The organism is Pseudonocardia sp. 73-21 (assembly GCF_001899645.1).
Lineage (GTDB): Bacteria > Actinomycetota > Actinomycetes > Mycobacteriales > Pseudonocardiaceae > Pseudonocardia.
In genome coordinates this window covers 55,540-81,017 of the sequence record NZ_MKVV01000063.1, presented here as the reverse complement: position 1 = coordinate 81,017, position 25,478 = coordinate 55,540, and the positions used below count along the sequence as shown (strand labels likewise).

At 72.6% G+C, this 25,478-nt stretch carries 23 protein-coding genes; 12 read left to right on the top strand and 11 right to left on the bottom strand.

Annotation, left to right across the window (positions count from 1 at the left end):
• Window positions 1–252: 252 nt before the first annotated feature.
• On the bottom strand, window positions 253–1,821 hold the full coding sequence (locus BGP03_RS21150) for an HD domain-containing phosphohydrolase (RefSeq protein WP_298797963.1): 1,569 nt from the start codon (window positions 1,819–1,821) through the stop codon (window positions 253–255).
• Window positions 1,822–1,946: 125 nt separating this feature from the next.
• Between BGP03_RS21150 and BGP03_RS21145 the strand changes: the two genes are divergently transcribed.
• The 5 genes from BGP03_RS21145 to BGP03_RS21125 all read left to right on the top strand — a co-directional run bounded on the left by BGP03_RS21145 (window position 1,947) and on the right by BGP03_RS21125 (window position 5,280).
• Window positions 1,947–2,312 carry a cupin domain-containing protein gene (locus BGP03_RS21145; protein ID WP_296376074.1) on the top strand — a complete coding sequence of 122 codons (366 nt, stop codon included), beginning with the start codon at window positions 1,947–1,949 and terminating at the stop codon, window positions 2,310–2,312.
• A gap of 329 nt (window positions 2,313–2,641) precedes the next feature.
• On the top strand, window positions 2,642–3,115 hold the full coding sequence (locus BGP03_RS21140) for a pyridoxamine 5'-phosphate oxidase family protein (protein WP_296376073.1): 474 nt from the start codon (window positions 2,642–2,644) through the stop codon (window positions 3,113–3,115).
• 219 nt (window positions 3,116–3,334) lie between these two features.
• A complete protein-coding gene (locus BGP03_RS21135; RefSeq protein WP_296376071.1) occupies window positions 3,335–3,493 on the top strand; it encodes a hypothetical protein in 159 nt (52 codons plus the stop codon).
• Between the two features lie 34 nt (window positions 3,494–3,527).
• Window positions 3,528–4,544 (top strand): alpha/beta fold hydrolase, encoded by a 1,017-nt coding sequence (locus BGP03_RS21130; RefSeq protein WP_296376069.1) that lies wholly within the window; start codon window positions 3,528–3,530, stop codon window positions 4,542–4,544.
• Window positions 4,545–4,587: 43 nt separating this feature from the next.
• Entirely contained in the window at window positions 4,588–5,280 is a 693-nt protein-coding gene (locus tag BGP03_RS21125) for a class I SAM-dependent methyltransferase (protein WP_296376067.1), read from the top strand.
• A gap of 182 nt (window positions 5,281–5,462) precedes the next feature.
• On the opposite strand, the gene BGP03_RS21120 is transcribed toward BGP03_RS21125, so the two are convergent.
• Complete coding sequence (locus BGP03_RS21120; protein WP_296376065.1) at window positions 5,463–7,154, bottom strand: helix-turn-helix domain-containing protein; 1,692 nt, start codon at window positions 7,152–7,154, stop codon at window positions 5,463–5,465.
• 133 nt (window positions 7,155–7,287) lie between these two features.
• Between BGP03_RS21120 and BGP03_RS21115 the strand changes: the two genes are divergently transcribed.
• Complete coding sequence (locus BGP03_RS21115) at window positions 7,288–8,790, top strand: NAD(P)/FAD-dependent oxidoreductase (RefSeq protein ID WP_298797959.1); 1,503 nt, start codon at window positions 7,288–7,290, stop codon at window positions 8,788–8,790.
• Between the two features lie 85 nt (window positions 8,791–8,875).
• On the top strand, window positions 8,876–9,691 hold the full coding sequence (locus BGP03_RS21110) for an alpha/beta fold hydrolase (RefSeq protein WP_296376062.1): 816 nt from the start codon (window positions 8,876–8,878) through the stop codon (window positions 9,689–9,691).
• On the opposite strand, the gene BGP03_RS21105 is transcribed toward BGP03_RS21110, so the two are convergent.
• Genes BGP03_RS21105 through BGP03_RS21095 form a run of 3 tightly spaced genes read right to left on the bottom strand, consistent with a single transcriptional unit; the run spans window position 9,654 to window position 13,453 of the window.
• Window positions 9,654–10,874 (bottom strand): MFS transporter, encoded by a 1,221-nt coding sequence (locus BGP03_RS21105; protein WP_298797957.1) that lies wholly within the window; start codon window positions 10,872–10,874, stop codon window positions 9,654–9,656. The two genes, BGP03_RS21110 and BGP03_RS21105, sit on opposite strands and share 38 nt — an antisense overlap.
• A gap of 18 nt (window positions 10,875–10,892) precedes the next feature.
• Window positions 10,893–12,530, bottom strand: a complete 1,638-nt coding sequence (locus BGP03_RS21100) for an NAD(P)/FAD-dependent oxidoreductase (protein ID WP_296376059.1) — start codon at window positions 12,528–12,530, stop codon at window positions 10,893–10,895.
• Window positions 12,527–13,453 carry an alpha/beta hydrolase gene (locus BGP03_RS21095; RefSeq protein WP_298797954.1) on the bottom strand — a complete coding sequence of 309 codons (927 nt, stop codon included), beginning with the start codon at window positions 13,451–13,453 and terminating at the stop codon, window positions 12,527–12,529. Before BGP03_RS21095 ends, BGP03_RS21100 begins: the two co-directional genes overlap by 4 nt.
• A 145-nt stretch (window positions 13,454–13,598) precedes the next feature.
• On the opposite strand from BGP03_RS21095, the gene BGP03_RS21090 reads away from it, so the two are divergent.
• On the top strand, window positions 13,599–15,326 hold the full coding sequence (locus BGP03_RS21090) for a helix-turn-helix domain-containing protein (protein WP_296376055.1): 1,728 nt from the start codon (window positions 13,599–13,601) through the stop codon (window positions 15,324–15,326).
• Between the two features lie 54 nt (window positions 15,327–15,380).
• On the opposite strand, the gene BGP03_RS21085 is transcribed toward BGP03_RS21090, so the two are convergent.
• A complete protein-coding gene (locus tag BGP03_RS21085; protein WP_296376053.1) occupies window positions 15,381–16,940 on the bottom strand; it encodes a serine/threonine-protein kinase in 1,560 nt (519 codons plus the stop codon).
• A 594-nt stretch (window positions 16,941–17,534) separates the two neighbouring features.
• Here BGP03_RS21085 and BGP03_RS21080 point away from each other — a divergent pair.
• Complete coding sequence (locus tag BGP03_RS21080; protein ID WP_296376051.1) at window positions 17,535–18,110, top strand: TerD family protein; 576 nt, start codon at window positions 17,535–17,537, stop codon at window positions 18,108–18,110.
• A gap of 33 nt (window positions 18,111–18,143) precedes the next feature.
• Window positions 18,144–19,127, top strand: coding sequence for an aldo/keto reductase (locus BGP03_RS21075; RefSeq protein WP_298797951.1), 984 nt, complete (start codon window positions 18,144–18,146; stop codon window positions 19,125–19,127).
• Between the two features lie 3 nt (window positions 19,128–19,130).
• Here the strand turns inward: BGP03_RS21075 and BGP03_RS21070 are convergent, their stop codons facing one another.
• Entirely contained in the window at window positions 19,131–19,715 is a 585-nt protein-coding gene (locus tag BGP03_RS21070; protein WP_296376049.1) for a dihydrofolate reductase family protein, read from the bottom strand.
• A gap of 112 nt (window positions 19,716–19,827) precedes the next feature.
• On the opposite strand from BGP03_RS21070, the gene BGP03_RS21065 reads away from it, so the two are divergent.
• Window positions 19,828–20,808 (top strand): LLM class F420-dependent oxidoreductase, encoded by a 981-nt coding sequence (locus BGP03_RS21065; protein WP_298797950.1) that lies wholly within the window; start codon window positions 19,828–19,830, stop codon window positions 20,806–20,808.
• Between the two features lie 234 nt (window positions 20,809–21,042).
• Here BGP03_RS21065 and BGP03_RS21060 read toward each other — a convergent pair whose 3' ends face one another.
• On the bottom strand, window positions 21,043–21,594 hold the full coding sequence (locus BGP03_RS21060) for a hypothetical protein (protein ID WP_298797948.1): 552 nt from the start codon (window positions 21,592–21,594) through the stop codon (window positions 21,043–21,045).
• A gap of 141 nt (window positions 21,595–21,735) precedes the next feature.
• Here BGP03_RS21060 and BGP03_RS21055 point away from each other — a divergent pair, with 141 nt between their 5' ends.
• The gene (locus BGP03_RS21055; RefSeq protein ID WP_298797945.1) at window positions 21,736–22,479 is read left to right on the top strand and encodes a DUF3761 domain-containing protein; all 744 of its coding nucleotides are present in this window, start codon (window positions 21,736–21,738) and stop codon (window positions 22,477–22,479) included.
• Between the two features lie 3 nt (window positions 22,480–22,482).
• On the opposite strand, the gene BGP03_RS21050 is transcribed toward BGP03_RS21055, so the two are convergent.
• Genes BGP03_RS21050 through BGP03_RS21040 form a run of 3 tightly spaced genes read right to left on the bottom strand, consistent with a single transcriptional unit; the run spans window position 22,483 to window position 25,427 of the window.
• The gene (locus BGP03_RS21050; RefSeq protein WP_298797943.1) at window positions 22,483–24,585 is read right to left on the bottom strand and encodes a M13-type metalloendopeptidase; all 2,103 of its coding nucleotides are present in this window, start codon (window positions 24,583–24,585) and stop codon (window positions 22,483–22,485) included.
• A 51-nt stretch (window positions 24,586–24,636) separates the two neighbouring features.
• Window positions 24,637–25,287 (bottom strand): hypothetical protein, encoded by a 651-nt coding sequence (locus BGP03_RS21045; protein ID WP_296366476.1) that lies wholly within the window; start codon window positions 25,285–25,287, stop codon window positions 24,637–24,639.
• A 2-nt stretch (window positions 25,288–25,289) separates the two neighbouring features.
• A complete protein-coding gene (locus tag BGP03_RS21040; protein WP_296366474.1) occupies window positions 25,290–25,427 on the bottom strand; it encodes a hypothetical protein in 138 nt (45 codons plus the stop codon).
• Window positions 25,428–25,478: the final 51 nt, after the last annotated feature.

The following is a 25,478-nucleotide window of genomic DNA, read 5'->3' as shown; positions in this document are numbered from 1 at the left end:
TGAGGGACCCTGACCGTCCCCAAGACTGCATACAGCGCTAATTCAGGAGCCTCCTAGGAACAGAGGATCGAACTAATGCTCGAAAGCTGTTGGCGTGCCTGGATGGTCGCGCGGGCCGGGGAAGGGTCCGCGTGACCGGCTTTCGTTGTCGAGCCCGGGGATCGTGGGATGAGCAGTCCGCAGGAACGCCAAGCCGCCCGCGCCCGTGCCCAGGCGGCGGATGACCGCGCGGGGCACGGCCTGCCGCGGCTACTACCTGCAGGCTGCGCTGGTCTCGTCGACGAGGCCGTTTCGCATGGCGAAGAGGGCGGCGCCTGCGCGGCTCGTCTCGCCGATCTTGGTGTAGATGTGCTCGATGTGGTTGCCGACGGTCTTCGGCGTCACGGTGAGGCGTCGAGCGATCTCCCGATTCGGAAGCCCGCGAGCGGCGAGCTCGAGCACTTCGATCTCGCGGTTGGTGAGGCCGCCGATGTTGGCCCCGCGTCGTCGCGTCCGATGTCCGGCGGCTCCCAGGACTGCGTCGACCGAAGCGCTCTCGAGCCGTCCTGCTCGGACCTCGTCGCGCAGCTTCGTGGCGGCTTCGTCGGCGGTCAGTGCGTCCCGATACGGTCGCGGCTCGATCATCGATTGGTAGCTGTCGGCGGCCGCGAGGAGTCGAGCCGGTGCGGTGATTGAGCCTGCGCTGAGCCCGGCCGGGTAGCCGGAGCCGTCGAGACGCTCTCGCAGCTGGCCGACGAGTGGCGCGACGGCTCCCAGGGCCTCGGATTGACGGAGCATCCGCGCGCCGAGTTGGGGTGCCAGCCGGACCCGTTCCCACTCGGACACGGTGAGCGGTCCGGGCTTCTCCCAGATCTTGTTCGAGATACCGAGGCGGCCGTAGCCCGAGGTGAGCGCGGCGCGGTGCACGAGCCGGCGGTCCGTGGCACTGAACCCGAGCCGACCGGCGGCATCGATCACGAGCTGGGTGAGGGCTTCGGTGTGACCGAGCGTGAACGGGGTCTTCAGGTCGACGTAGCGGGCGAGCGCCGCGAGCGCATCATCGAGCTGGGCCATGGTCAGGGCATTCAGCACTGGGTCTTCGTCGAGCGTCGCACCCCAGGAGCCGACCTCGTCGAGCCCGTCGAAGATCTTGTCCGGGTGGTCGCAGAGGCAGACAACAACGGCTGGGTCGAACTGGCTGCCCGCCCCGCGTCGGGCGATGGACAGGGCTGCCGGGACGCCACCGTCGCGGTGGGCGACCTCGATGAACTCGGCGATCTGGAAGAGGCGGGCCGCGGTTGGGATGTCGGGTCCGGCCAGAATGCCGGGCCATCCCTTCCCGTCCCAACGCTCATATGCCGCGGCGAGGCCTTGGAGGACCGCTGCGGGCAGGTGCAGTTCCTCGGCGAGTGACTGGGCTCGTTGGGCGTGCTGGGTGATCATCGCTTCGACCTCCCGGTGGCCTCCGAGAGCGAAGGCGAGGCCGACCCGCAGTCTGTGCAGAGGGTGGCCGCCGGCGCCGAGCATCCCCAGCATCCGGTTCACCTCGGCGAGCTTTCCTGTCGACTCCACGTACTTCGTCGACTTGAACGCGATGTCGTCACCGAACCAGCGGACCTGTTCGTGGGCGTCGGTGTGGCAACCCACGTTGACCAGCAGCGCTCCGTAGTACGCGGCAGTCCGGGTGGTGTCGTCGACGCCCAGGGCGTCGCACAGTCGCATCGAGATGCGGCACTGGCGCAGGATGTGTTCCATCGGCTGGCCGAAGCCGAGGTCGATGCCAAGCGACAGGCACGCCAGGATGTCGGCGAGCCGAACTCCGGAGTCGAGCTCACTGTCCACCCGCCCAGCGTAAGCAGGCCGGGTCGGCGCCGCTGCGAAAGATGAGGGCATCGCCTCATGATCCGCGTCGTCGGTCTTCCTACCCTCCTGAGCACGAGCACCGACGACCCCCCAGGAGGACCACGATGGCCAAGACCTCGAGTGCAGCAGCGGACCGTGTCGCCGACTACGGCGTCGCCATCGATCGATCGACCGAGCTCGACGGGATCACCGTCAACTTCGTCACGATCACCAAGTCCCACGATCTCGCCCCGATGCTCGCTGCACTGCCGACTGGCAAGTGCACGTGTCCGCACTGGGGATACGTGGTGAAGGGTCGCGTGGTCGTCCGTTACGACGACCGCGAGGAGGTCCTCGAGACAGGCGACGCGTTCTACATGACGCCAGGCCACGCGCCTGAGGCCGAAGAAGGGACCGAGCTGATCCAATTCAGCCCCACTGATCAGCTCGCCGAAGTCGAAGCGGCGATCGCGGCCGCGACCGGTTCCTGACGGAGCCTCGATGAACCGGCGGACGGCCGCGTTGCGAGGGTTGTCCGAGTACGCGGTGCTGGCCGGGGTGCGTGGTGACAACCCGGTGCCGCGGTGCGCCCCTCGAGCGCGGCCCGGGCGCGCGGCGGCCTGCTGGGGTAACTGGGCCCTGGACGGTCCCGCGGGGGCGGACGGTTGGTGCGGGCGCCGCGACGGTTGCCCGAGTTGCTGGGCCCGCGAGGTGGCCGCGTTCGTCGCCGATCTGCATACCGACCGGGACCGGGCGATCGGGCTACTGATTGCTGGGCGGCCTGCGCGCCGGCGAGGTCCCGCTCGCTGCTGGCTGTCCAATGTCAAACCTGGGGTTGCGCAGGGTCCCGGGTGAACGGCAGAGGGCGGGAACGGGTGGTGTCATCTTCATCGACGCGGCCCTGCCCGCCGCGCAACCGGTCACCTTCCTGCTCGACGGCGAGGAAGTGGTCTTCCGTACCAGAAACGGCAGCAAGCTGGCCGCGGCCAGCCGCAACGCCGTCGTCGGGTTCGAGGTCGACGAGATCGACACCGTCACCCGGACCGGCTGGAGTGTGCTCGGCATCGGGGAGGCCTACGAGGTTCTCGACCCCACCCGCCTGGATGACCTCGCGGTCCGCATGCCCGCCCCGTGGGCAGCCGACCACGACACTCATACGATTTCCCTACCCTTGCAGCAGCTCACCGGCCGCCGCCTCGTCCCCCTGGTCGATCGGCACGTTCCCTCGATGACCGAACGCTCCGGCGGTGCGACCCCCGGCGGGGGCGGGCCCGCGGGGGCAGTCTTGGGTTAGATGACGACACGGGGTCGTAGGCCGATCATCCGCACTGAGGGGACAAGTAGTCGCCGACGCAGCGCGGGTCGGGGTTTCCGCTTGTGACCATGACGGTGATCTTGCTGTAGGCGAAGCCGCCGTGCGAGGAGCCGACGGGTTGGCCGATCGTGCAGTTCCTGGGTGCAGTGGCAAGGACCTTGGCCGGGTAGATGTGCTGTTGACCGTCGGCGCAGTCGGGTGTGCAGTCGTCCAGGCTTCGACGCCCTGCTCGCCGACCTCGACGCCGCGGTGGCCGAGGGGGCCCGCGCGCGGCTGCGCGCGACCCTCGACGCCCACGACACCGGCGGTGGCGTGTACTTCGACTCGCGCGCCTGGATCGTCACGGCTCGGCGCTGACCACCGGCGCGGCGTCGTGGGCGAGAATCGCGGGGTGCAGCAGCGGCTCGGGCGGGTGGAGTTGGCCGACGGCACCGCCGTGGCGTACGGCTCCGTCGGTGCCGGCCGGCCGCTGGTCTACGTGATGGGGTGGCTCACGCACCTCGAGCTGGGCTGGGAGCTGCCGGCCGAGCGGGCGCTCTACGAGGCGCTGGCGCAGGGCTGCCGGCTCGTGCGCTACGACCGGGCGGGGTGCGGGTTGTCGGCGGCCGTCGAGCGTCCGGCGTCGCTGGCGTTCGAGCTCGAGCAGCTGGCCGCCGTCGCCGCGACGCTGGATGAGCCGTTCGACCTGATGGGCACGTCGATGGGGGCTCCCGTGGCGGTGGCGTGGGCCGCGGCCCATCCCGACACCGTCCGGCGCCTGGTGCTCTACGGCGGCTGGGTGCGCGGCGACGACCTGACCCCGCCGGAGGTGCGGGACCACGTCCTGGGGCTGGTCGCGTCGCACTGGGGGATGGGTTCCGACGTGCTGACCGACATCTTCGCCCCCGACGCCGATGGTGCGACCCGCGCCGAGCTCGCGCGCTACCAGCGGGCGTGCTCCACCGCGGCGACCGCCCGGGCGCTGCTCGCGCTGAGCTACGAGCTCGACGTCGGCGACCTCCTCGGCCGGGTGCGGGCCCCGACGTTGGTGGTGCACCGCACCGGCGACCGCGCCGCGCCGCTCGCCCAGGCCGAGGCCCTCGCCGACGGGATCGACGGTGCCCGGCTCGCGGTGCTGCCCGGCCGGTCGCACATCCCGTACGCAGGTGACCGGGACGAGCTGGTGCGCGTGGTCCGCGGGTTCCTCGGCCTGCCCGTGGGACGACGCCGCGGCGGCGACCTGACCGCGCGCCAGTCCGAGGTGGCGGAGCTGGTGAGCCGCGGACTCACCAACCGCGAGATCGCGACGCGCCTCGGGATCGACGAGCGCTCGGCCGAGGGACACGTGGAACGGATCCGGCTGCGTCTCGGGTTCCGGTCACGCGCCCAGATCGCCGCGTGGGTCAGCGCCCGGCGCGAACTGGGGTAGTTCCACGCCTGACGCGTCGGCGGGATCAGTGCAGGGTGGGCGTGTGATCGATGACGAGATGACGACCTTCGAGGTCCACCGGGCGCGTGGCCCCTTCAACGCCGCGTTCTTCAGCGCGATCGGCCCGATCATCGAGGGAGGTCTGCGCCCGTACAAGGAGCGCGTGTTCGCGGACCTGCCCCGCACGGTCGTCGAGATCGGCTCCGGCGTCGGCGCCAACCTGCCCTACCTGCTCCCGGGGTCGACGCTCGTCGCCGTCGAACCCAACGTGCCCATGCACCGGCGGCTGCGGGCGGCCGCCGATCGCCGCGGCGTGCAGCTCGACCTCCGCGACCGCGTCGCCGAGAGCACCGGGCTCCCCGACGGGAGCGTCGACTGCGTGATCTCCTCGCTCGTGCTCTGTACCGTGAGCGAGCCCGCCGGGGTGCTCGCCGAGGTCCGCCGGATCCTGCGGCCCGGCGGCACCTACCGCTTCGTGGAGCACGTCGCGGCCCGGGCCGGGACGCCCACCCGCTTCCTCCAGCGGGCGGTGCGCCGGCCCTGGGCCTGGACGTTCGAGGGGTGCTCGTGCGAGCGGGACCTGGCCGGTTCGCTGCGTGCCGCCGGGTTCGCGCGCGTCGACATCGAGCCCCACCGGCTGCACACGCCGTTCGTCCCGTTCAACACCCAGATATCGGGTGTCGCCCACGCTCCGGTTGACGAGCTGTCGGTCCCGGGCGCCGGGATCGACCCGTGACCGGTCAGGACGCCGGCGGGGAGACTCCTCGCCTGCGGTGGTGGAGCCGTCCGCACCGGTGCCACCGGTCGTGCCGGGATCGGCCGGGATCAGCTCCGGGTCCGTGGCCGGAGCATCACCCGTGGTCCCCACGGCGGATCTGGAGGGACCACACCTTCGAGCCGCTGGAGCTGGGCCCGGGATCAGGCCGTGATGCCGTAGTGCGCGATCTTGCGGTAGAGGGTGGAGCGGGCCACCCCCAGCGCCGCGGCGGCCGCCGCCCGGTTCCCGTCCGACTCCCGCAGGGCCACCACGATCGCGTCGCGCTCGGCCTGGTCGACCGGGCGCAGGGCGCTCCGCGGCGTGCTCTGGCAGGACGCGGGCAGGTCACCGACCTCCACCACCCCCGTCGGACGCCGGCGCAGCGCCGTGTCCAGCGCGTCCTTCAGCTCCTGGACGTTGCCCGGCCACGTGTGGCGGGCCAGGGTGCGCAGGGCCTCCGCGGACAGGCGCGCGTCGCGCCCGGCCAGCAGGTCGGTCACCAGCCCCGGCAGGTCGGCCGTCCGGTTCCGCAGCGGCGGCACCGTCACGGTGCGCCGGAACCGGGTGAGCAGCTCCGGATCGCACACCGAACGGTCCGTGGCCGTCGCAGCCAGCCGGGCCCGGGAGGCGCGCAGGCCGGGCGGGACGCCGTCCCACCGCTCGACGTCGGTCAGCACGATCAGCGACAGGGGTCCGGCACCCTGGACGCGCGCCACGGGATCGGCGCAGTCGGGCCCGATCTCGACCACCAGCCCGGGGCCGTGCAACGCCCGGTCCAGGTCGGTGAGCAGCCGGCGTCGGCCGCTCCCGGGCTCCCCGACGACCAGCAGCGGCGTCCTGGCCCGGAGCGCGTCGGCCGCCGCGTCCCACGCCCCGCGCCAGGCCGGGCTGGAGCTCGGCGCCGGCGACGCGCCGCGGGACAACGCCGCCCCGCAGGCCTCCCGCACCACCGAGATCACCACGACCAGCCCGGCGACCCTGCTGCCGGCGGCGACCGTGGTGCCCCGCATCCGGACCCGGACCCCCGACGGCAGGTCCAGGCGGTCGTCGACGTCGGGCCCGCGCAGCATGCGGAACCGGGCGTGGTCCTCGAGGGCGGCGAGATCGCCCGGGTCCAGCAGCGTCTGCAGCACGGTGTTGGCCAGCACCATCCGCCGGCCCACGGCCAGCACCGCTCCCCGGGACCGGACGTCGACCCGGGTGTAGAGGTCGAACACCGCCTGCTGGCCCAGGTCGCGGTCGTGCAGCAGGGCGTGCTGGATGCGGGCCGCCGCCGACGCGACCAGCGAATGCAGGATCGGCGACGAGTGCTCGGCCCGGCAGCTGACGTCGAGCACGCCGTCGATCCGTCCGGTGAACGGGTCGCGCACCGGCGCCCCGGCGCAGGCGTAGGACTGCAGGGGCTCGACGAAGTGCTCGGCGCCCACGACGTGGACGGACCGGCCGGACTCCAGGACGGTGCCCACCCCGTTGGTGCCGACGGCGCCCTCGGCGTAGCCGAACCCCTGGGCGAAGTGGTTGTCGTCCGCGGCCCGCCCGATCTCGGCCGTCGTGTCCAGCCGGACCAGCAGACGGGCGCGGTCGTCGGTGAGCACGACGCACACCGGGATGCCCGCCGTCTGCTCGGCCAGCTCCTCGATCACCGGACGGGCGCAGCGCACCAGGCGGGAGTCGACGTCGAGGTCCGGGTGGTAGCGGTTGACGATCATCCCGGGATCGACGCCGCCGGCGAGGCTCCGGCGCCAGGACGCGGCCACGTGGTGCGGGATCCCGGGCAGGTCGGCATCCGGGCGGTCCAGGAGCCGGGCCAGGGCAGAGGTGAGGAGCCTGCGCCGTGCGAGAACGTCACCCATCCATGGCACCTCCACCCCCCATCATGCGTCCCCGGTCAAGTGCGGAACCGTCCCAAGTTCGGACACGACGGGTGCTGACGCCCGACCTACCGTCGAGGGATCCCGTCACCGTCGACGCAGGGAGAGCACACCCATGACCCGTGCCACCATGGCCGAGGCCGAACACCGCAGCAGCGAGAACGAGCACCTCGACGTTCTGGTCATCGGGGCGGGGGTGTCGGGGATCGGGGCCGCGCACCACCTGCGGGAACGGTTCCCCGAGCGCAGCTTCGCCATCCTCGAGGCGCAGGACGCCCGCGGCGGGACGTGGTGGACGCACCAGTTCCCGGGGGCGCGCTCCGACAGCGACCTGTTCACCTACGGCTACCGGCACAAGCCGTGGATCGGGCCGTCGATCGCGGCGGGCGGGGCGATCCTCGACTACCTCGACGAGGTCATCGACGAGGACCAGCTGGCCGCGAACATCCGCTACCACCACCGGGTCACGTCGCTGTCCTGGTCGTCGGACGAGCACCGCTGGACGGCCGAGGTCACCCGCACCGACACGGGCGAGCAGCTGCGGATCACCGCGTCGTTCCTGTGGATGTGCCAGGGCTACTACAACCACGACGAGCCCTACACCCCCGAGTGGCCGGGCACCGACCGGTTCGCCGGCACGATCGTCCATCCGCAGGCGTGGCCGGCCGACCTCGACCACGCGGGCAAGCGGGTGCTGGTGATCGGGTCGGGCGCGACGGCGGCGACGCTCGTCCCGGCGCTGGCGAAGTCGGCCGAGCACGTGACGATGCTGCAGCGCTCGCCGTCGTACTGGTTCCCCTCGCCGTCGGTGCACGAGCTGGCCACCACGCTCGCGCCGCTGAACCTCCCGGCCGACTGGACCCACGAGATCCTGCGCCGCCAGTACACCCAGCAGCTGGACTGGCTGGCCGCGGTGGCGCACGAGGACCCCGACCAGCTGCACACGTTCCTGATGGACGCGATCGCACCGCTGCTGCCCGAGGGCACCGACGTCGAGAAGCACTTCACCCCGCGCTACCGGCCGTGGCAGCAGCGCATCGCGATCGTCCCCGACGGCGACCTGTTCGAGGCGATGCGCGACGGCCGGGCGTCGGTCGTCACCGACACGATCACCGAGTTCACGGAGAAGGGCGTTCAGGTCTCGTCGGGCGAGGTGCTCGAGGCCGACATCGTCGTGACCGCCACGGGGTTCAACCTCTCGGTGTTCGGCGACATCCCGTTCACGGTCGACGGCGAGCCGGTCGACTTCTCCCAGCGGGTCACATGGCACGGGATGATGATCAGCGGCGTGCCGAACATGGCCTACGCCTTCGGCTACTTCCGGCACAGTTGGACGCTGCGAGTCGACCTGGTGAACGACGTCGTCGCCCGGATCGTCGAGCACATGGCCGAGCGGGGCGCGACGACGGTCGTGCCCGAGCTGCGGCCGTCCGACGCCGACATGCCGCTGCGGGAGTGGTCGGACCCGGAGAACTTCAACCCCAACTACGTGCTGCGCTCGCAGGACCGGATGTTCAAGCAGGGCGACCGCGAACCGTGGACCCACATGCAGGAGTACGCGCACGACCGCACCGCCCTCCCGGAGGCCGACATCGACGACGGCCTCCAGTACCGCTGAGACTCCCGTACCGCTGAGAATCCCGTACCGCTGAGACTCCCGTACCGCTGAGACTCCCGTACCGCTGAGAATCCAGGAGCCACCCGTGCCACAGATCCCCGTCCGCACCGGAACCACCCTCAACTACGAGATCAGCGGTGAGGGCGAGCCGCTGCTGCTGATCATGGGAACGTCGGGCGCCATCCCGCTGTGGGGCGAGATGATCTCCCGCCTCGCCCAGACCCACCAGGTCATCGCCTACGACAACCGCGGGCTCGGCGGCAGCGACCGCGGCACCGGTGCGATCAGCGTCGCCTCGGTGGCCGAGGACGCGTCCGCCCTGCTGGAGGCGCTGGAGATCCCACGGGCGCACGTGCTCGGCTGGTCGCTGGGCTCGGCGGCCGTGCAGGAGCTCGCGATCGCCCATCCTGACCAGGTCGCCTCCGCCGTGCTCTACGCGACGTGGGCGCGGGCCGACGGCTTCCAGCGGTCGGTCCTCAGTGCCCTGCGGCTGCCCTACGTCCACCGCGACATGGAGTCGGCCCTGGCCACCGCCGGAATCGCGTTCTCCCCGCAGCTGCTCGACCACCCGGACTTCGCGCAGATGCTGGAGCCGATGCTGCCGGCGTTCCCGCAGAACGAGGAGCAGATGCAGGTCACCGTCGAGCAGTGGGACGCCGACCTGGCGCACGACACGCTCGACCGGCTCGGAGCCATCACCGCGCCGACCCTCGTCGTCGCGGGCGAGCAGGACCTGCTGACGCCGACGTGGCAGGCCCAGAAGGTGGCCGACGCGATCCCGGGCGCCCGCTACGAGCTCGTGACGGGCCCGGGGTCGAGCCACGGCCTGCACATCGAGCGGCCCGAGGACCTCACGAAGATCGTCACCGGGTTCCTCGCGGAGCACGCGATCGGTCGCTGACCGCCTCGGGGACGCTGGCCGCGGCCGCCGCCGCGGCCAGCACGGCGACCGCCGCCAGGCCGACGAACACAGCGGGGTAGCCGCCCACGACGGCGGCCAGCGCCGACCCCGCCCACGGGGAGACGGCGGTGGCGAGCATCGCGGGGGCGGCGAGCTGGCCGCCGAGGCGGCCGTAGTGCGTGGCGCCCCAGCGCTCGGTGATCGCGGTGGCCTGCAGGAGCGTGAAGATCCCGCGGGCCGCCCCGACGAGCACCGCCAGGGCGACGAGGAGCACGGCCGGCGCGGGGACCAGGGCGAGCAGCAGGGTCAGGACGGCGACGGCCCCGAGCACGCCCACGCTGCGGGCCCGCACGCCGAGCCGCCGGACGAGCCGGCCGTACCCGAGCCGGCCCAGTACCTGGCCCACGCCGCCGAGCCCCAGCGCCCACGCGGCCGTGGTGGTCGACAGCCCGCGCTCCAGCAGGAGCGGTACCTGGTTGACCACCACGGCGAAGCAGGTGAACGCGCCGAGCCCGATCGCCGCCACGAGCAGCAGGAACGGCGCGCTGCGGGCGATGGCGCCGGGATCGGCGTGGGCGGGTGCCGCCGACTCGGCGGCGGGCCAGCGTCCGCGCAGCCCGACCAGGTGCGCGGGCACCGTGACCACGGCGAGGACGACGGCGAGCACCAGGTAGGTGCGCCGCCAGTCCGAGGCCTGCAGCAGGGCCGCGGTGAGCGGGGCGAAGACGGTGCTGGCCAGCCCGCCGAGCAGCGTCACGGCGGTGAGCGCGGTGACGCGCCGCGGCCCCCACCAGCGGGTCAGCGCCGCGAACGCGGGCTGGTAGAGCACCCCGGCCATCGCGACCCCGGCCAGTGCCCAGGCGGCGAAGAACCACGCCACCGTGGGTGCCGTCGCGATGCCGACGACGGCCGGCACCGCGAGCACCGAGCCCCCGGTCATCACGGGGCGCGGGCCCCACCGGTCGAGCCACCGCCCGGCCGGGATCCCGGCCAGGGCGGAGACGACGAGCCCGGTGGAGAACGCGCCGGTGACGGTGCTGACCGACCAGCCGGTGTCGGCGGCGACGCTCGGCGCGAGGACGGGCAACGCGTAGTAGAGCACGCCCCAGCTGGTGATCTCGGTGACACACAGGACGGCGAGCACCCGCCGCAGCCCCGCGTGGGTGAGCGGCGGCGGGGGCACGGCCCCTCTGTACCAGCCTCAGACGCCCGCCGTCTCGGTCGACCGCGTCCTCTCGAAGCCCTCGTAGCCGGCGTCGGCGACCTCGGCGAGCTTCTGCCGGTAGGCGCCGATCCCGGCCATGTAGAACATCACGGCGTTCTTCTTGCCCGGGATGTTCGCCCCGAAGATCCACGACTCGGCCTGCGGGAACAGCGTCATGTTCGCGATCTCCTCGCACGTGGCCGTCCAGCCGGTCTCCGCCGCCGCGGTCGGTTCGACGGTCCGCACGCCGTCCCGTTCGGCGTCGCCGATGAGCGCGCCGATCCAGTCGACCTGGGTCTCGATGCTCGGCGGCAGGTTGGTGAACGGGCCGTTCGGGCCGAGGATCATGAACATGTTCGGGAAGCCGGCCTTCGACAGGCCCAGGTAGCTGGTCGGGCCCTCGGTCCAGTGCTCGTCGATGTGCCGGCCGCCGCGCCCGCGCAGGTCCATCGCCCGGTAGTTGCCGTCCACCGCGTCGAACCCGGTCGCGAACACCAGCACGTCGACCTCGTGCTCGACACCGTCGGCGGTGCGCACACCCTTCGGGGTGATCTCCCGGATCGGGTTGTCCTTGATCGACACCAGCGAGACGTTGTCGCGGTTGTAGGTCTCGTAGTAGCCCTCGTTGCACAGCGGACGCTTGGCGTAGACGTCGGTCGGCGTGAGCAGCCGTGCCGTCTCCGGGTCCTCGACGATCTCGGCGATCTTCGAGCGGATGAACGCCGCGGCCGCCGCGTTCGACTCGGGGTTCGTGGCGATGTCGCAGAACGTGCCGAACATGAAGCGGAAGCCGTTGCCCTTGTCCCAGTTCTCCTGGAACACGCGGCGGCGCTCGTCCTCGGAGACGCTCATCGCCTCCACGCCGCTCTCCTGGAACCCGAACGCGACGACGGAGCCGCGGACCTGCTCCCAGATCGCGTCGAAGTTCTCCTTGGTGCGCTCCACCTCGGCCTGGTCCACCGGCCCGTTCCCGGACGGCACGCAGTACTGGGGCGAGCGCTGGAAGACCGTCAGGTGCCCGGCCAGCTTCGCGGCGGCGACGATGAACTGGGTGCCGGTGGACCCGGTGCCGATCACGCCGACGCGCTTGCCGGTGATGTCGAGGTCCGCGGGCCAGGCGTTGGTGTGCACCGCCCGGCCGGCGAACGTGTCGCGGCCGGGGATGTCGGGGATGTTGCTCTTCGCCAGCAGGCCGAGCGCGTTGACGACGTAGCGGCTGGTCAGGCTCTCCCCGTCGGCGGTGGTGACCGTCCACAGGTCGGTGGCCTCGTCGAAGACAGCGGCGGTCACCTCCGTGTTCAGCCGGATGTCGCGGCCGAGGTCGTAGCGCTCGACGACGTGCTGCAGGTAGGCGAGCACGTCGGGCTGGTCGAGGTAGCGGGTGCTCCAGTCCCACTCCTGCAGCAGGTCCTTGTCGAAGGAGTAGCGGTAGACGAAGCCCTCGGTGTCGGACTTGGCGCCGGGGTAGGTGTTGAAGTACCACGTGCCGCCCACGCCACCGCCCTTCTCGAAGGCCACGGCGGACAGCCCGAGCTCGTCGCGCAGCTTGTGCAGCATGTAGATGCCGCCGAACCCGGCTCCGATCACGACCGCGTCGACGTCGGGGCCGACGTCGGGGGTGGAGGTAGTGCTCATCGGTACCACTTCGCAATCGCGTCGATCTCGGTGTCGGCCTCCGGCGCGTTGCCGGCCAGGAACGGGAAGACGTGCTGCATGCCGTCGACGACCGAGAGGGTGACGTCCACCCCGGCCGCGGCGGCCTTCTCGGCGACGCGGGTGGCGTTGTCCACCAGGGACTCCGCGCCACCGGCGTTGACGTAGAGCGGCGGGAAGCCGGTGAAGTCCGCGTGCAGCGGGTTCGCCAACGGCGTCGTCGGGTCGATCGTGCCGCCGGCCAGGACGCCGGCGATCATGCCCTCCAGCAGGGGCACGGTGATCAGGGCGTCGGTGGCGGCGTTGGTCACCAGCGTCTCGCCCTTGTTCTCCATGTCCAGCCACGGCGAGAACGCGATCACGCGACCGGGCAGCGGCAGGCCCTGCTCGCGCAGGGCCAGCGGGATGACGATGGCCAGGTTGCCGCCGGCGGAGTCGCCGATCGTGGTGATGTCGGCGGGCGCGATCCCGCGGTCGGTCAGCGCCGTGAACACCGCGACCCCGTCCTCGACCTGCGCGGGGTGCGGGTGCTCGGGCGCCCGGCGGTAGTCCAGCACGAACGCGACGACGCCCAGCGCCTTGGCCACGTGCGCGGCGAGCTTGCGGTGGCTGGCCGCCGAGCCGACGGCAAAGCCGCCGCCGTGGGTGTAGAGCAGCACCTTCGAGGTGTCGGCGCCCGCCGGCAGCGTCCAGATCCCGGGGACGCCGCCGAGCGTCTCCTCGCGGTAGGTCACGTCCTCCGGCTCGCGGGTGGGCTGGTGCCACTCGTCGAAGATGCTGCGGAACAGCCGCATCGTCAGATCGGGCGTCGTGGCGATGATGTGGGCCCAGTCGGCGTAGAGCGCGCGCAGCGCGTCCGACTCGGCCGAGGTGCCCGGTGGCCGGGTCGATGGCGTCGTTGTCATCCGGTTTCCTCCGCGTGTGACGTGGGACTCACTGCTCGACCTCACTGTGCGGAGCGCGCGACGGTGGTGGGTGTTCCGATCTGGAACACCCACCGGCGCTGGTGTTCACGGTGTGATGTGAGGCACAGTGGAAGAGGAGGCAACGATGCGGCGAGACCCGACCCTGTCGCCGGTGCAGCGGGAACGCACCCGCCGCAGCCGGGAGGCGCTCGTCGGGGGTGGGCTGCTGGCGCTCCCGCCCGGCCGCAGTGGCGTTCCGCAGCACATCGAGAAGAGCTGGCGCCGGTGCGTGGGCGAGCAGGTACCCGTCGCGCCCGACCACATCGGCTACCGCGATCCGGGCGACGACCAGTCGGTGCTGCGCCGGGCCGCGATGCCGGTGCTGGAGCGGCTCAAGGACAGCTTCGCCGACGTGCCCGTGGCCATGGTGCTGTCGGACGCCACCGGGCTGATCATCGCGCGGCACACCGACGTCCGGCGCCAGCGCGTCGTCATGGACCGGGCCAACGCGGCCGAGGGTTTCGACTTCTCCGAGCTCTCGATCGGCACCAACGGCATCGGCACCGTGCTCGTCGAACGCCACCCCGTGCTCGTCCGCGGTCCGGAGCACTACAACGCCCTGCTGGAGAACCTCACCTGCGCCGGCACCCCGATCATCGAGCCCTACACCGGACGGATGGTCGGCTCGTTCTCGCTGGCCTGTGCCATGCGCGACGTCCACGCGCTGATGGCGGTGATGGCCGGCGACATCGGGCGCCAGATCGAGTCCCGCATCCTGGAGGAGGCGGGTGACCGGCACCGGCGGCTCGCGGCGGCCTACCTGGCCGTCGACCGGTCCGGCGTCGGCGCGCTCGTCGTCGACGAGGAGACGGTGCTCGCCAACCGGCTCGGGCTCGCCCACACCGGGCCGGAGCTGCATCCGCTGCTGTGGCGGTTCCTCGTCGAGCACGGGCCGTCCGGGCCGGCGCGCATGCAGGTCCCGCTGTCGGACGGCCTGCACGACGCCGTCGTCGAGCCGGTCGACGACGGCGGCCCGGCGGCCTACAGCGTCCGGCTGCTGCCGCGGCGCCCGCCGGAACCGTCGACCCCGCGCGCCGCGGTGCGTCGCGACCGCTTCCACGTCGACGACGGCGTCGACCGCCAAGTGGCCACGGCGGTGCGGCACGGGGAGGTGGTCGCCGTCGTCGGCGCGGGTGGGACGGGCAAGCTGCGGACCGCCGTGCGCACCGTGGCGCACCAGGGCGCCGGGGACCCGCTGGTGGTCGAACCGCACCGGGATCCCGACTGGTTCGCCACGGCGAAGGCCGCGGCCGTGGACGGCCGTGGCGTGGTGCTGCGCCGGGTGCACGAGTCGCCCTCGCCGTCCGTGGCGCAGGTGCAGGCGCTGGTCGGGACGGGGGCGCCGATCGCGCTCACCGCCGACCTCGACGCCGCCGGTGACGACGTGGTCGCGATGGTGCGCCGCGTCGCCACCACCGTCCGGCTGCCGGGTCTCGCCCAGACCGTCGAGCACCTGCCGTCGCTCGTGCAGGAGATGCTGGCGCAGCGGCCCGTGCCGGAGTCCGCGACGCGGTTCTCCCCGGCGGTGTGGGACCGGCTGATGGCCTGGCACTGGCCGGGCAACCTCGCGGAGCTGCACCACACGGTGGCCCTGCTGGCCCGCCGGGCCGAGGGCGGCACCGTCGGGATCGACGACCTGCCCGACGAGCTCCGCGCGCACCGCCGCACGCTGGGGAAGCTGGAGTCCGCCGAGCGGGAGGCGGTGGCCGAGGCCCTGCGGGCGGCGGGCGGCAACCGCAGCCGGGCCGCTGCGGCCCTGGGGATCGGGCGCAACACCCTCTACCGCAAGATGCGAGAGTTCGGGATCAGCTGACCCGCCCGGATCCGCGAACGGTGCGGAACGGGTGGATCGACGATCCGGGCCGATTCAGCGTTCGATGCTGATCCGCGCGGTCGGGCCGAAACCGGGCGCGACGACCAGGCTGCTCCCGTCCCGCCGGCAGGACGCCACCGCGACGTGGCAGGGCAGCTCGACGGAGGGGGGCAGACGCAGCCCCCCGTCGAGCTGGTAGCGCATGTTGGTGATCTTCCACGTGGTGGCGGAGGGGTCGTCGGGGCCCTCGGGGCGCGCGTCGCGGCGGACCACCACCATCGCCTCGGTGACGCCCGGCGGCCACACGAACCCGAGCACGCCCGGGGCCGTGACGGTCAGGTGCCGCACGGCGGGGATGCCGCCCGGATCGGGGGCGGGTGCCTCCGGTGAGCGCGCCACGTCGGAGAGCACGGAGCCGAGCCGCGCCACCACCCCGTACACCGGGACGGCGTCGTCGGGCGTGACCGCGCCGTCGACGATGCCGGTGGAGCGCGTGCGACCGACGACGTGCCACCGGCCGTCCGGTGTGAGGCGGGAGATCTTGTACTCGACCTCGCGCTCGTCGCCGGCGGTCCAGGTGACCGTGACCGACCGGTCCTGGGCGTCGCGCTCCGCCCGCACGTCGGTCGGAGCGGCGACGGGGACATCGGGGGCCGCTTCGGCGACGGGCGGCTCCACCAGGGTCGGTTCCGGGAGCGGCAGCGTCGGGGGGAGCGAGGGCCGGGGCCGGGGGGTGGGCCGCGGCGGCAGGGGCCGGACGGCGGCCCGCAGCGCGGCGAGGAACGCGACGCAGGTCGGGAACCGGTGGTCCGGGTGCTTGGCGGCGGCGCGGGCGACGGCGGCGTCCACGGCGGGCGGCAGGTCCGGGCGCAGGCGGCCCGGCCTCGGCGGCTCGGCGGCGAGGTGCGCGTAGATCACCCCGGCGACCTCGGGCCGCGGGTAGGGCACCTCGCCGGTGAGGCAGCGGTACACCAGGCAGGCCAGCCCGTACTGGTCGGAGCGCCCGTCGAGCCACCGGCCCTCGATCTGCTCGGGGGAGGAGTACTGCGGGGTGCCCATGTAGCGGTCCGCGGAGGTGAGGTCGCGCCCGGCGTAGGCCGTGCCCTTCGCGATCCCGAAGTCGCACAGGTAGACGTGCCCGCCACCGCGCGGCGGACGGGCCCGCGCGAGCAGGACGTTGCCCGGCTTGACGTCGCGGTGCACCAGACCCGCCTCGTGGACGGCGTCGAGGGCATCTGCCACCGGTCCGAGGATCGCGCACAGGCCCTCGATGCCCAGGCGCCCCTCGCGCCGCAGGACGACGCCGAGATCCTCCCCGTCGACGAACCGCATCGACAGGTACAGGATGCCGTCGGTGTGCCCGGCGTCGTAGATCGGCACCACGTTGGGATGCTCCAGGCTGGCCGCGATCGCCGCCTCGCGTTCGAACCTGCTGCGGAAGTCCAGGTCGGCCGCCAGCGCCGGCGGCAGCACCTTCAGCGCGACGGTGCGGCCCAGCCGCAGGTGGGTGGCCCGGTAGACCACGCCCATCCCGCCCTCGCCGACCAGCGCGTCGATCCGGTGCCCGGCCAGCACGCGTCCGACCAGTCCAGGGGCGGCCCGGTCAGATGTCACTGGGCTCTGCTGCTCCGGCACCGGCGGTCCTCTCGGGCGCGGCGGGGCGGCCGGCCTGCGTGCAGCCTACGGTCTGCCCGCTCCCGGCGTCCGCAGCGCCGCGTCGAACCAGCCGGCGACCAGCGCGTCGCGCGCGGTGGCGCGGTGCTCGCCGTCGGGCCAGATGTGCAGCTCGCCACGCGGCCCGGCGCGAACGGGTGCTGGACGGCGGGATCGGGGACCAGAGGGTCGGCGCCACCGTGCGGGACGAGCACCGGGCCGTCGATCCGGTGGCGGGCCGCGCGGGCGGTGCGGAACGTGCCCGTACCCCACCGGAACGCGCGGACGGCGAACCGCCCGCCGGGTTCGGCCGCGGCGACGACCGGCCCGGGGCGGCCCCGCGGTCGTGATCACCGTCCGGGGACGCGGGGCTGTACTGGATGCGGTTCGACGTCCCGAACCGATGATCACCGCGTTCCCGTGAAGCTGAGATCACCGGCCGGGGAGCGGGAACCGTGTCAGGCCGCGTCGATCGACTCCGGGGTGCCTCGCCGCTGCGCCGGGCTTCCGGGGGCCACTACGGTGGGGTCACTCGGAACGACAGAGGGAGCAACCGTGGGTGTCAGCCTCGCCAAGGGCGGAAACGTCAGCCTCAGCAAGGAGGCGCCGGGCCTCACGAACATCCTGGTCGGCCTCGGCTGGGATGTCCGCACCACCACCGGCGCCGACTACGATCTCGACGCGTCGGCCATCCTGCTGGGGGAGAACGGCAAGGTCCTCTCCGACCAGCACTTCGTCTTCTTCAACAACCTCACCAGCCCCGACGGCACCGTCGAGCACACCGGCGACAACCTCACCGGCGAGGGCGAGGGCGACGACGAGGCCATCAAGGTCAACCTCGCGGGTATGGCGCCGAACGTCGCGAAGGTCGTGTTCCCGGTGAGCATCTACGACGCCGAGAACCGCCACCAGAACTTCGGGCAGGTGATGAACGCGTTCATCCGCATCGTCAACGCCGCCGACGACCGCGAGATCGCCCGCTTCGACCTCTCCGAGGACGCCTCCACCGAGACGGCGATGGTGTTCGGCGAGGTCTACCGCCACCAGGGCGACTGGAAGTTCCGCGCCGTCGGGCAGGGCTACGCGTCGGGGCTGGCCGGCATCGCGCGCGACTACGGCGTCAACGTCTGAGCGTCGCCGTCTCAACCGTGTCAGGATCCGTCCGTGAACGGACGGATCGGTCGGGAATGGAGCCCCGTCGGGCTCGGGTGCTGGCAGCTCGGGGCCGACTGGGGTGAGGTCGACGAGGGCGACGCCCTGGCGGTGCTCGGAGCGGCCGCCGACAGCGGCGTCACGTTCTTCGACACCGCCGACGTCTACGGCGACGGCCGCAGCGAGACCCTCGTCGGGCGCTTCCTGACAGGGCAGAGCATCCGGGAGCGCGGCGACGGGATCTTCGTCGCCACCAAGATGGGCCGGCGCGTGGACCAGGTGCCCGAGAACTACACGCGGGAGAACTTCCGCGCGTGGAACGACCGGTCGCGCGCCAACCTCGGCGTCGACACGCTCGATCTCGTGCAGCTGCACTGCCCGCCCACCCCCGTCTACGACCGCGACGAGGTGTTCGACGCGCTCGACGAGATGGTGGCCGAGAAGCGCATCGCCGCCTACGGGGTGAGCGTCGAGACGGTGGGCGAGGCGCTCACGGCCATCGCCCGCCCCGGCGTCGCGAGCGTCCAGATCATCCTCAACGCGTTGCGGCTCAAGCCGCTCGGCGAGGTGCTGCCGCGGGCGGCCGAGGCCGGGGTGGAGATCATCGCGCGCGTCCCCCTGGCGTCGGGCCTGCTCGCCGGGCACTACACGAAGGACACGGTGTTCGGCGCCGACGACCACCGCAACTACAACCGCAACGGCGACGCGTTCGACGTGGGCGAGACGTTCTCCGGTGTGCCGTTCGAGGTGGGCCTCGAGGCGGTGGAGCGGCTGCGGCCGCTGGTGCCGGCCGGGCGGACCATGGCGCAGTTCGCCCTGCGCTGGGTGATCGACCAGCCCCAGGTGTCGGTGGTGATTCCCGGCGCCCGCAGCGCCGAGCAGGCCCGCGGCAACTCCGCGGTCGCCGGCCTGCCGCCCCTGGGTGAGGACGTCCACGCGCAGGTGAAGGCCGTCTACGACGAGCTCATCGCCCCGCACGTCCACGACCGCTGGTAGCGGTCAGCCGGTGCGCCGGTACCGGATGTGGGTGGTCAGCGGCGAGTGCAGCACCTCGACGGGCTCGAAGCCGAAGGCCTCGACCCCGTCGAACATGCGCTCACCCGAGCCGAGCAGGACGGGCGCGATGTCGAGCGTGAGCTCGTCGATCACGCCGGCGGCCAGCGCCTGCCGGACGGTGGAGGCCCCACCGGCGATGTCCACGCCCTCGTCCCCGGCGGCGTCACACGCGGCGGCGTAGGCCGCGTCGAAGCCGTCGGTGACGAAGTGGAAGGTCGTGCCCCCGTCCATCTCGATCGGGTCGTGGGAGTGGTGGGTCAGCACGAACACCGGCGCGTGGTACGGCGGCTCGGGGCCCCACCAGCCCGACCAGTCCTCGTCCCAGTTCCCGCGGACGGGGCCGAACATGTTGCGTCCCATCACGTACGCGCCCCGGGGACGCATGAGCCAGTCGTTCGCGATCCTGTCGGCGTCGGTGGCCCGCGGGTCGCCGATGTGCCAGCCGTGCAGCTCCGGGCCCCGCCTGCCCAGAGGGTTCTCGCGGCTCTGGTCCGGGCCGGCCACGAAGCCGTCCAACGAGATCGACATGTGGCAGGTGGTGTCCGGCACCGCGAACCTCCCGAATGATGGTGACCGCAGGCAGTCGTGCGGACGATAGCGGCTTGCTTTCGAGCGCGCTCGAAGGCATAGCGTTTCCGGTGTGAGCATTCGTCTCGGTTACCAGATGCCCAACTTCAGCTACCCCGGATCGGTGGCGGAGCTGTTCCCCGCCGTGATCGCCCAGGCCCGCGAGGCCGAGAGCGCCGGTTTCGACGCCGCGTTCGTGATGGACCACTTCTACCAGCTGCCCGGCCTCGGTTCGCCCGACCAGCCGATGCTGGAGGCGTACTCGGCGCTGTCCGGCCTCGCGACCGCGACGTCGAGCATCCAGCTCTCGGCTCTGGTCACCGGTAACACCTACCGCAACCCCGCCGTGCTGGCGAAGACCGTCACCACCCTCGACGTGGTCAGCGGCGGGCGGGCCGTGCTCGGCATCGGGGCGGGCTGGTTCGAGCTGGAGCACAACTCGTTCGGCATCGACTTCGGCACCTTCACCGACCGTTTCGAGCGCCTCGACGAGGCACTGCAGATCATCGTGCCGATGCTGCACGGCGAGCGTCCGACCTTCGACGGGAAGTGGTACCACACGAAGGAGGCCATGAACGAGCCGCGCGTCCGCGACGACCTGCCCGTCCTGCTCGGCGGCAGCGGCGAGAAGAAGACGTTCGCGCTCGCCGCCCGGTTCGCCCAGCACCTCAACATCATCTGCGACCCCGCGGACCTGCCCCGCAAGCTCGACGCGCTGGCGCAGCGCTGCGAGGAGGCGGGCCGTGACCGGTCGACGCTGGAGACGAGCTTCCTCGCCTTCGTCATGATCGACGAGGACGGCGACAAGGCGCGGGCGCAGCAGCGCGAGTTCCTGCTCGGCACGGGCGTCGACCTCGACGCGCTGTCGGACGAGCAGCGCGCGGCCGTGACGGCCCGGCAGTTCGTCGGCACCCCCGACGACGTGGCCGCCGACCTCCAGGCCCGCGTCCTCGACCCGGGCGTGGACGGGCTGATCGTCAACATCGTCGCGAACGGGCACGAGCCCGGCGTGGTCGACCTGGCCGGTCGCACCCTGGGCAAGCTGGTGCGCTGAGCACCCACAGCCCGGCCACACAGCGGATCGGGTGCCGGCGGACAGGCGGCGGTAGCAGGGTCATCCGGTGATCCCGATGACGCTGGTGCACGCCGCCGCCCGCCGGGACCCCCGCATCGCGGGCGGTGCACACCCTGCGGATCGTGCTCGGCATGACCGCCGCCGAGACGGGGGCGGTGCCCGGGATCAGCACCGGGCACTGACGCGGATGCGGGCGGCGCCGCGTCGGGAGGCTCAGTCCGCCGAGGGCGGGCGCGGTCGCCACGGCACGACGTAGCCGCCGCGTAGCACCGCGTCCCAGGCGACGAACGCGGCCGTGAGGCCGTCCATGACGGCGGGGTCCTGCTCCTCGCCGGTGCCGATCGCCAGCGCGTAGAGCAGGTAGCCGAACACGCCGTGCGCCTGCTTGCCGCGCTCGCCCGCGTTGTTCCGCAGCTCCGCCATCAGCGCGGGGATCAGGCGGGAGACGATCAGCTGGATGCCCTCGCCGCCGGCCTTGGCCAGCTCGTGCGCGCCGTCGACGACCTTGGTGCGCGCGTGCTGGATCTCGTCGGTGACGGGCGGCTGCTGCTGCGGCTGGAAGGTCCGCGCCGTGTCGAGGGCGGTGAACAGCGTGGAGACGAGGTGGCCGGCGTGGCCCTCGTCGTAACCGTCGCCCGGGTTGGCGCCCGAGAGCAACCACTCCGCGACGGCGTCGATCAGGACGATCTCCAGGCTCGCCGACTCGTCCGTGGTCAGGGACCGCAGGGCCCGGACGATGTCGTCCTCCCAGTCCTCGTCGCTCATTCCCGCACCGTAGTGCGCCGCGCGGCTTCCGGGCGTCGCAATCTTGTACGCAGTTCTGATGACGGGCTGAAACGAGGAGGCGACACGACGCGACGAAGGGGTGCACGGCCAACGGTGGCCACGGTCCTCGGGAGATCTCACATGGCAGACGGCAGCGTACGGCGACACCGGTTCGGGGCGGTCGTCTTCGGGCTGGTGATGGTGTCGGCGCTGCTCGCCGTGTTCCCGGCCACCGCGCCGGCGGGGATGACGCTCTGCTTCCTGCTCGTCGTCCCGGCGATCGTGGTGGTGTGGCGGACGCGCCGGGCGCCGACCGGGACGCGGCGCCGGTCGGTGGCGGCGCTCCTCGTGGCTCCGGTGTTCTTCGTGGTCGGGGGCGGGGTCACGGCGGCGGGTCTGCCGCCCCGCCCGCCCGTGACGGCGGTGGCCAACGCCGCCCCGGTACCGGCCGCGGTTCCGACGTCGGAGCCGGCGACGGTGGCGCCCCTCGCCGCCGCTCCGACCACCGCGACGGCACCGGTCCCGGCCGCCGCGGCCGCCCCGGCGGTGGGTCCCGGGGCCGCCGTCCCGCAGGCTGTCGCGGCGCCGCGGCCGGTGGTGGCGCAGCCCGTGGTGGCACAGCCCGTCGCGCCCCGGCCCGTGGCGGCGAAACCCGCCGCGCCGCTGCCGGTGGCGGCCCAGCCCGCCGCCCCCAAGCCCGCCGCGGGCTCCAGCTGCGGCGCGAACAGCTACATCAACTCCAGTGGCAACTGCGTGCCCCGGCCCGTCGCCGCGGCTTCTGCTCCGCCCGGGGCCACCGCCCAGTGCAAGGACGGCGAGTACAGCTTCAGCCAGCACCGTTCCGGCACGTGCTCCGGGCACGGCGGCGTGTCGCGCTGGCTGTAGCACTCACCAGATGCGCACCCGCTTCTCCGGCGGGGTGAACAGCGCGTCGCCCTCGTGCACGTCGAAGGCCTCGTGGAACGCGTCGAGGTTGGTGACCACGGCGTTGCAGCGCAGGTCAGGCGGGGAGTGCGGGTCCAGCGTCAACCGCCGGATCGCCTCCTCGTCGCGGGTGACCGCCCGCCACACCTGCGCCCAGCCGAACAGCACGCGCTGGACGCCGGTGAGCCCGTCGATCACCGGGGCCTCGGCGCCGTCGAGGGAGATCGCGTAGGCCTTGAGCGCGATGGTCAGCCCGCCGAGGTCGCCGATGTTCTCGCCCACGGTGAGCGCCCCGTTGACCTTGTGGTCGGGCAGCCCGGCGGGCGACAGCGCCGAGTACTGCTCGATCAGCGCCTGCGACCGGGTGTCGAACTCGGCGCGGTCGGCGGCCTCCCACCAGTCGGTCATGTTGCCGGCGCCGTCGTACTTGGAGCCCTGGTCGTCGAAGCCGTGGCCGATCTCGTGCCCGATCACGGCGCCGATCCCGCCGTAGTTGGCGGCCTGGTCGTCGGCGTCGGCGTCGAAGAACGGCGGCTGCAGGATGGCGGCCGGGAAGACGATCTCGTTCATCCGCGGGTGGTAGTAGGCGTTGACCGTCTGCGGGGTCATCAGCCACTCGTCGCGGTCGATCGGCTTGCCGATCTTGGCGAGCTCTCGCTCGTGGGACCAGACGCCCGCGCGGCCGACGTTGCCGAGCAGGTCGTCGGGCTTGATCTCCAGCGTGGAGTAGTCCTTCCACACGTCCGGGTAGCCGATCTTGGGCGTGAACTGCCCGAGCTTCTCCAGTGCGCGCTCGCGGGTGGCGGGGCTCATCCAGTCGAGGGTGGAGATGCTCTGCCGGTAGGCCTCCACGAGGTTCGCGACGAGCGTGACCATCCGCTCTTTGCTCGACGCCGGGAAGTGCCGCTCGACGTAGAGCCGGCCGACGACCTCGCCCAGCGCCCCCTCGACCAGCCCGACCCCGCGCTTCCACCGCTCGCGCAGCGTGGGCGTGCCGGACAGCGTGCGACCGTAGAAGGCGAAGTCGGCCTCGACGATCTCCGCGGTCAGGTAGTCGGCGCAGACCGTGGCCGTGCGCAGCGCGAGCCAGGCCTTCCACTGCTCCAGCGGCCGGCTCGCCCACAGCCGGGCCGTGGCCGCCACGAAGTCGGGCTGGCGCACGACGACCTCGTCGAACGCGCCGTCGGGTGCCGCGAACGCCTCGAGGAACGGGTCCCAGTCGAAGTCCGCACCGAGTTCGCGCAGCTCCGCGTGGGTGAGCAGCGTGTAGGTCTTCTCGGCGTCGCGGTTGGCCACGCGGTCCCAGGACGCGGCGGCCAGCGCCGTCTCCAGGTCCATGACGGCGGCGGCGAGCGCGTCGGGCTCGGGCAGGCCGACCAGACCGGCGAGCTTCGCGAGGTGCGCGACGTACGCCGTGCGGATCTCCGCGTAGGACTCCTCGCGGTAGTACGACTCGTCGGGGAGCCCGAGCCCGGACTGCGACAGGTGCACCAGGTAGCGGCTGGAGTCCTTCGCGTCGGTGCTGACGTAGGTGGCGAACAGCGACACCCGCTCCTCGCGCTGCCGGCGGCCCAGCACGGCGGCGAGCGCGGCGCGGTCACCGGCGGCGGCCACCTCGTCGAGCAGCGGCTGCAGCGGTGCGGTGCCGGCGGCCTCGATGGCGTCGGTGTCCATGAAGCAGCGGTAGAGATCCGCCACCTGACCGGTGGGGGTCTCCTCGACGATCTCGCGGACGTGGGCCTCGGAGCGGTCGCGCAGCACGCGGAACGCGCCGTCCTGCGAGCGGTCCTCGGGGATCTCGTAGGTGGAGAGCCAGCGGCCGTTCACGTGCCCGAAGAGGTCGTCCTGGGGGCGGGTGCCGGCGTCGACCCACTCGAGGTCCAGGCCGGTGGTGCTCGGCTGCGTGGTCGTCATGTGCCCATCCTGCCCGTCACCCGGCCACCCGTGCGACTCCTTCTGTCCGGCCGGGCGGACGAGGAGCAGGCCGACCGATCCGGCGCCCACCCCGGGATCGGGCAGCACGGCGGCCGCGACGACAACCACGACGACAGCCACGACGACAGCCACGACGACAGCGAGGACGCCCGGGTCGGCGTCGAGCCGGCTCGCGGGACGACCCTAGGTCAACCTCTCCAGCCGGGCCTGCATGTCGTCCAACCTGGCCTGCAGCAACGACATCTCGGCCGAGAGCAGCGCGACGAGGCCGGCGGGGCTCTCGGGCTCGCCCGGGGGCGCGGTGCACGTGACGGTGACGCCGGCGCCGGCGAGCCCACCGAACGTCGTCAGGTCGACGCGCGGGCGGGTGCCCACGCACGCGACGCAGCTCGGGACCAGGCGCCGCCAGCCGACGCTGCCCGATCCGGTGTCGGCGAAGCCCGTGGCCGGCCGCCCACAGCGGCAGCGCCCGATCTGCACGGCCTTGACCCGCTGGCGGGAGTAGCGCAGCCCTCGTTCGTAGCGCCGGTAGCGCCCGGACGCGGCCACCTGCAGCAGCACGGCGTCGCGGTGCTCGGGATCGCAGGCCAGGTCCTCGGCCGCGCCCTGGTCGTGGAAGCAGTAGAAGCCGCAGTCGCACCAGCGCGACGGGCAGCTGTGCTTGCCGCCCTGCACGCACACGGCGTCGTCGACCACGCGGTACACGTGCCCGCGGCCCACCGTGACCCCGCTGAAACCGATCCGCGAGCCGTCCGCGGACAGCATGGGATGGGCGAGTTTGAACCCGCCCAGCGGTTGGTCGGAGTGCTCGCGGTGGCGGGTGCGCCACCTCATGGTCAGACCCGGGCGGGCTGCTCGACCTGCTCCAGGTCGACCTTCACCTCGACGGTGCGGGCCTCGACGGGCGGCTGCTCCAGCACGTCCGCCTCCAGGTCCACCGCGAAGCCTTCGGAGAGTTTCCGGCCCAGCTGCATGACGCCTCCAAGGGGTCCGACGAAGCGACTACCAGGGTGACCTCCGGATCG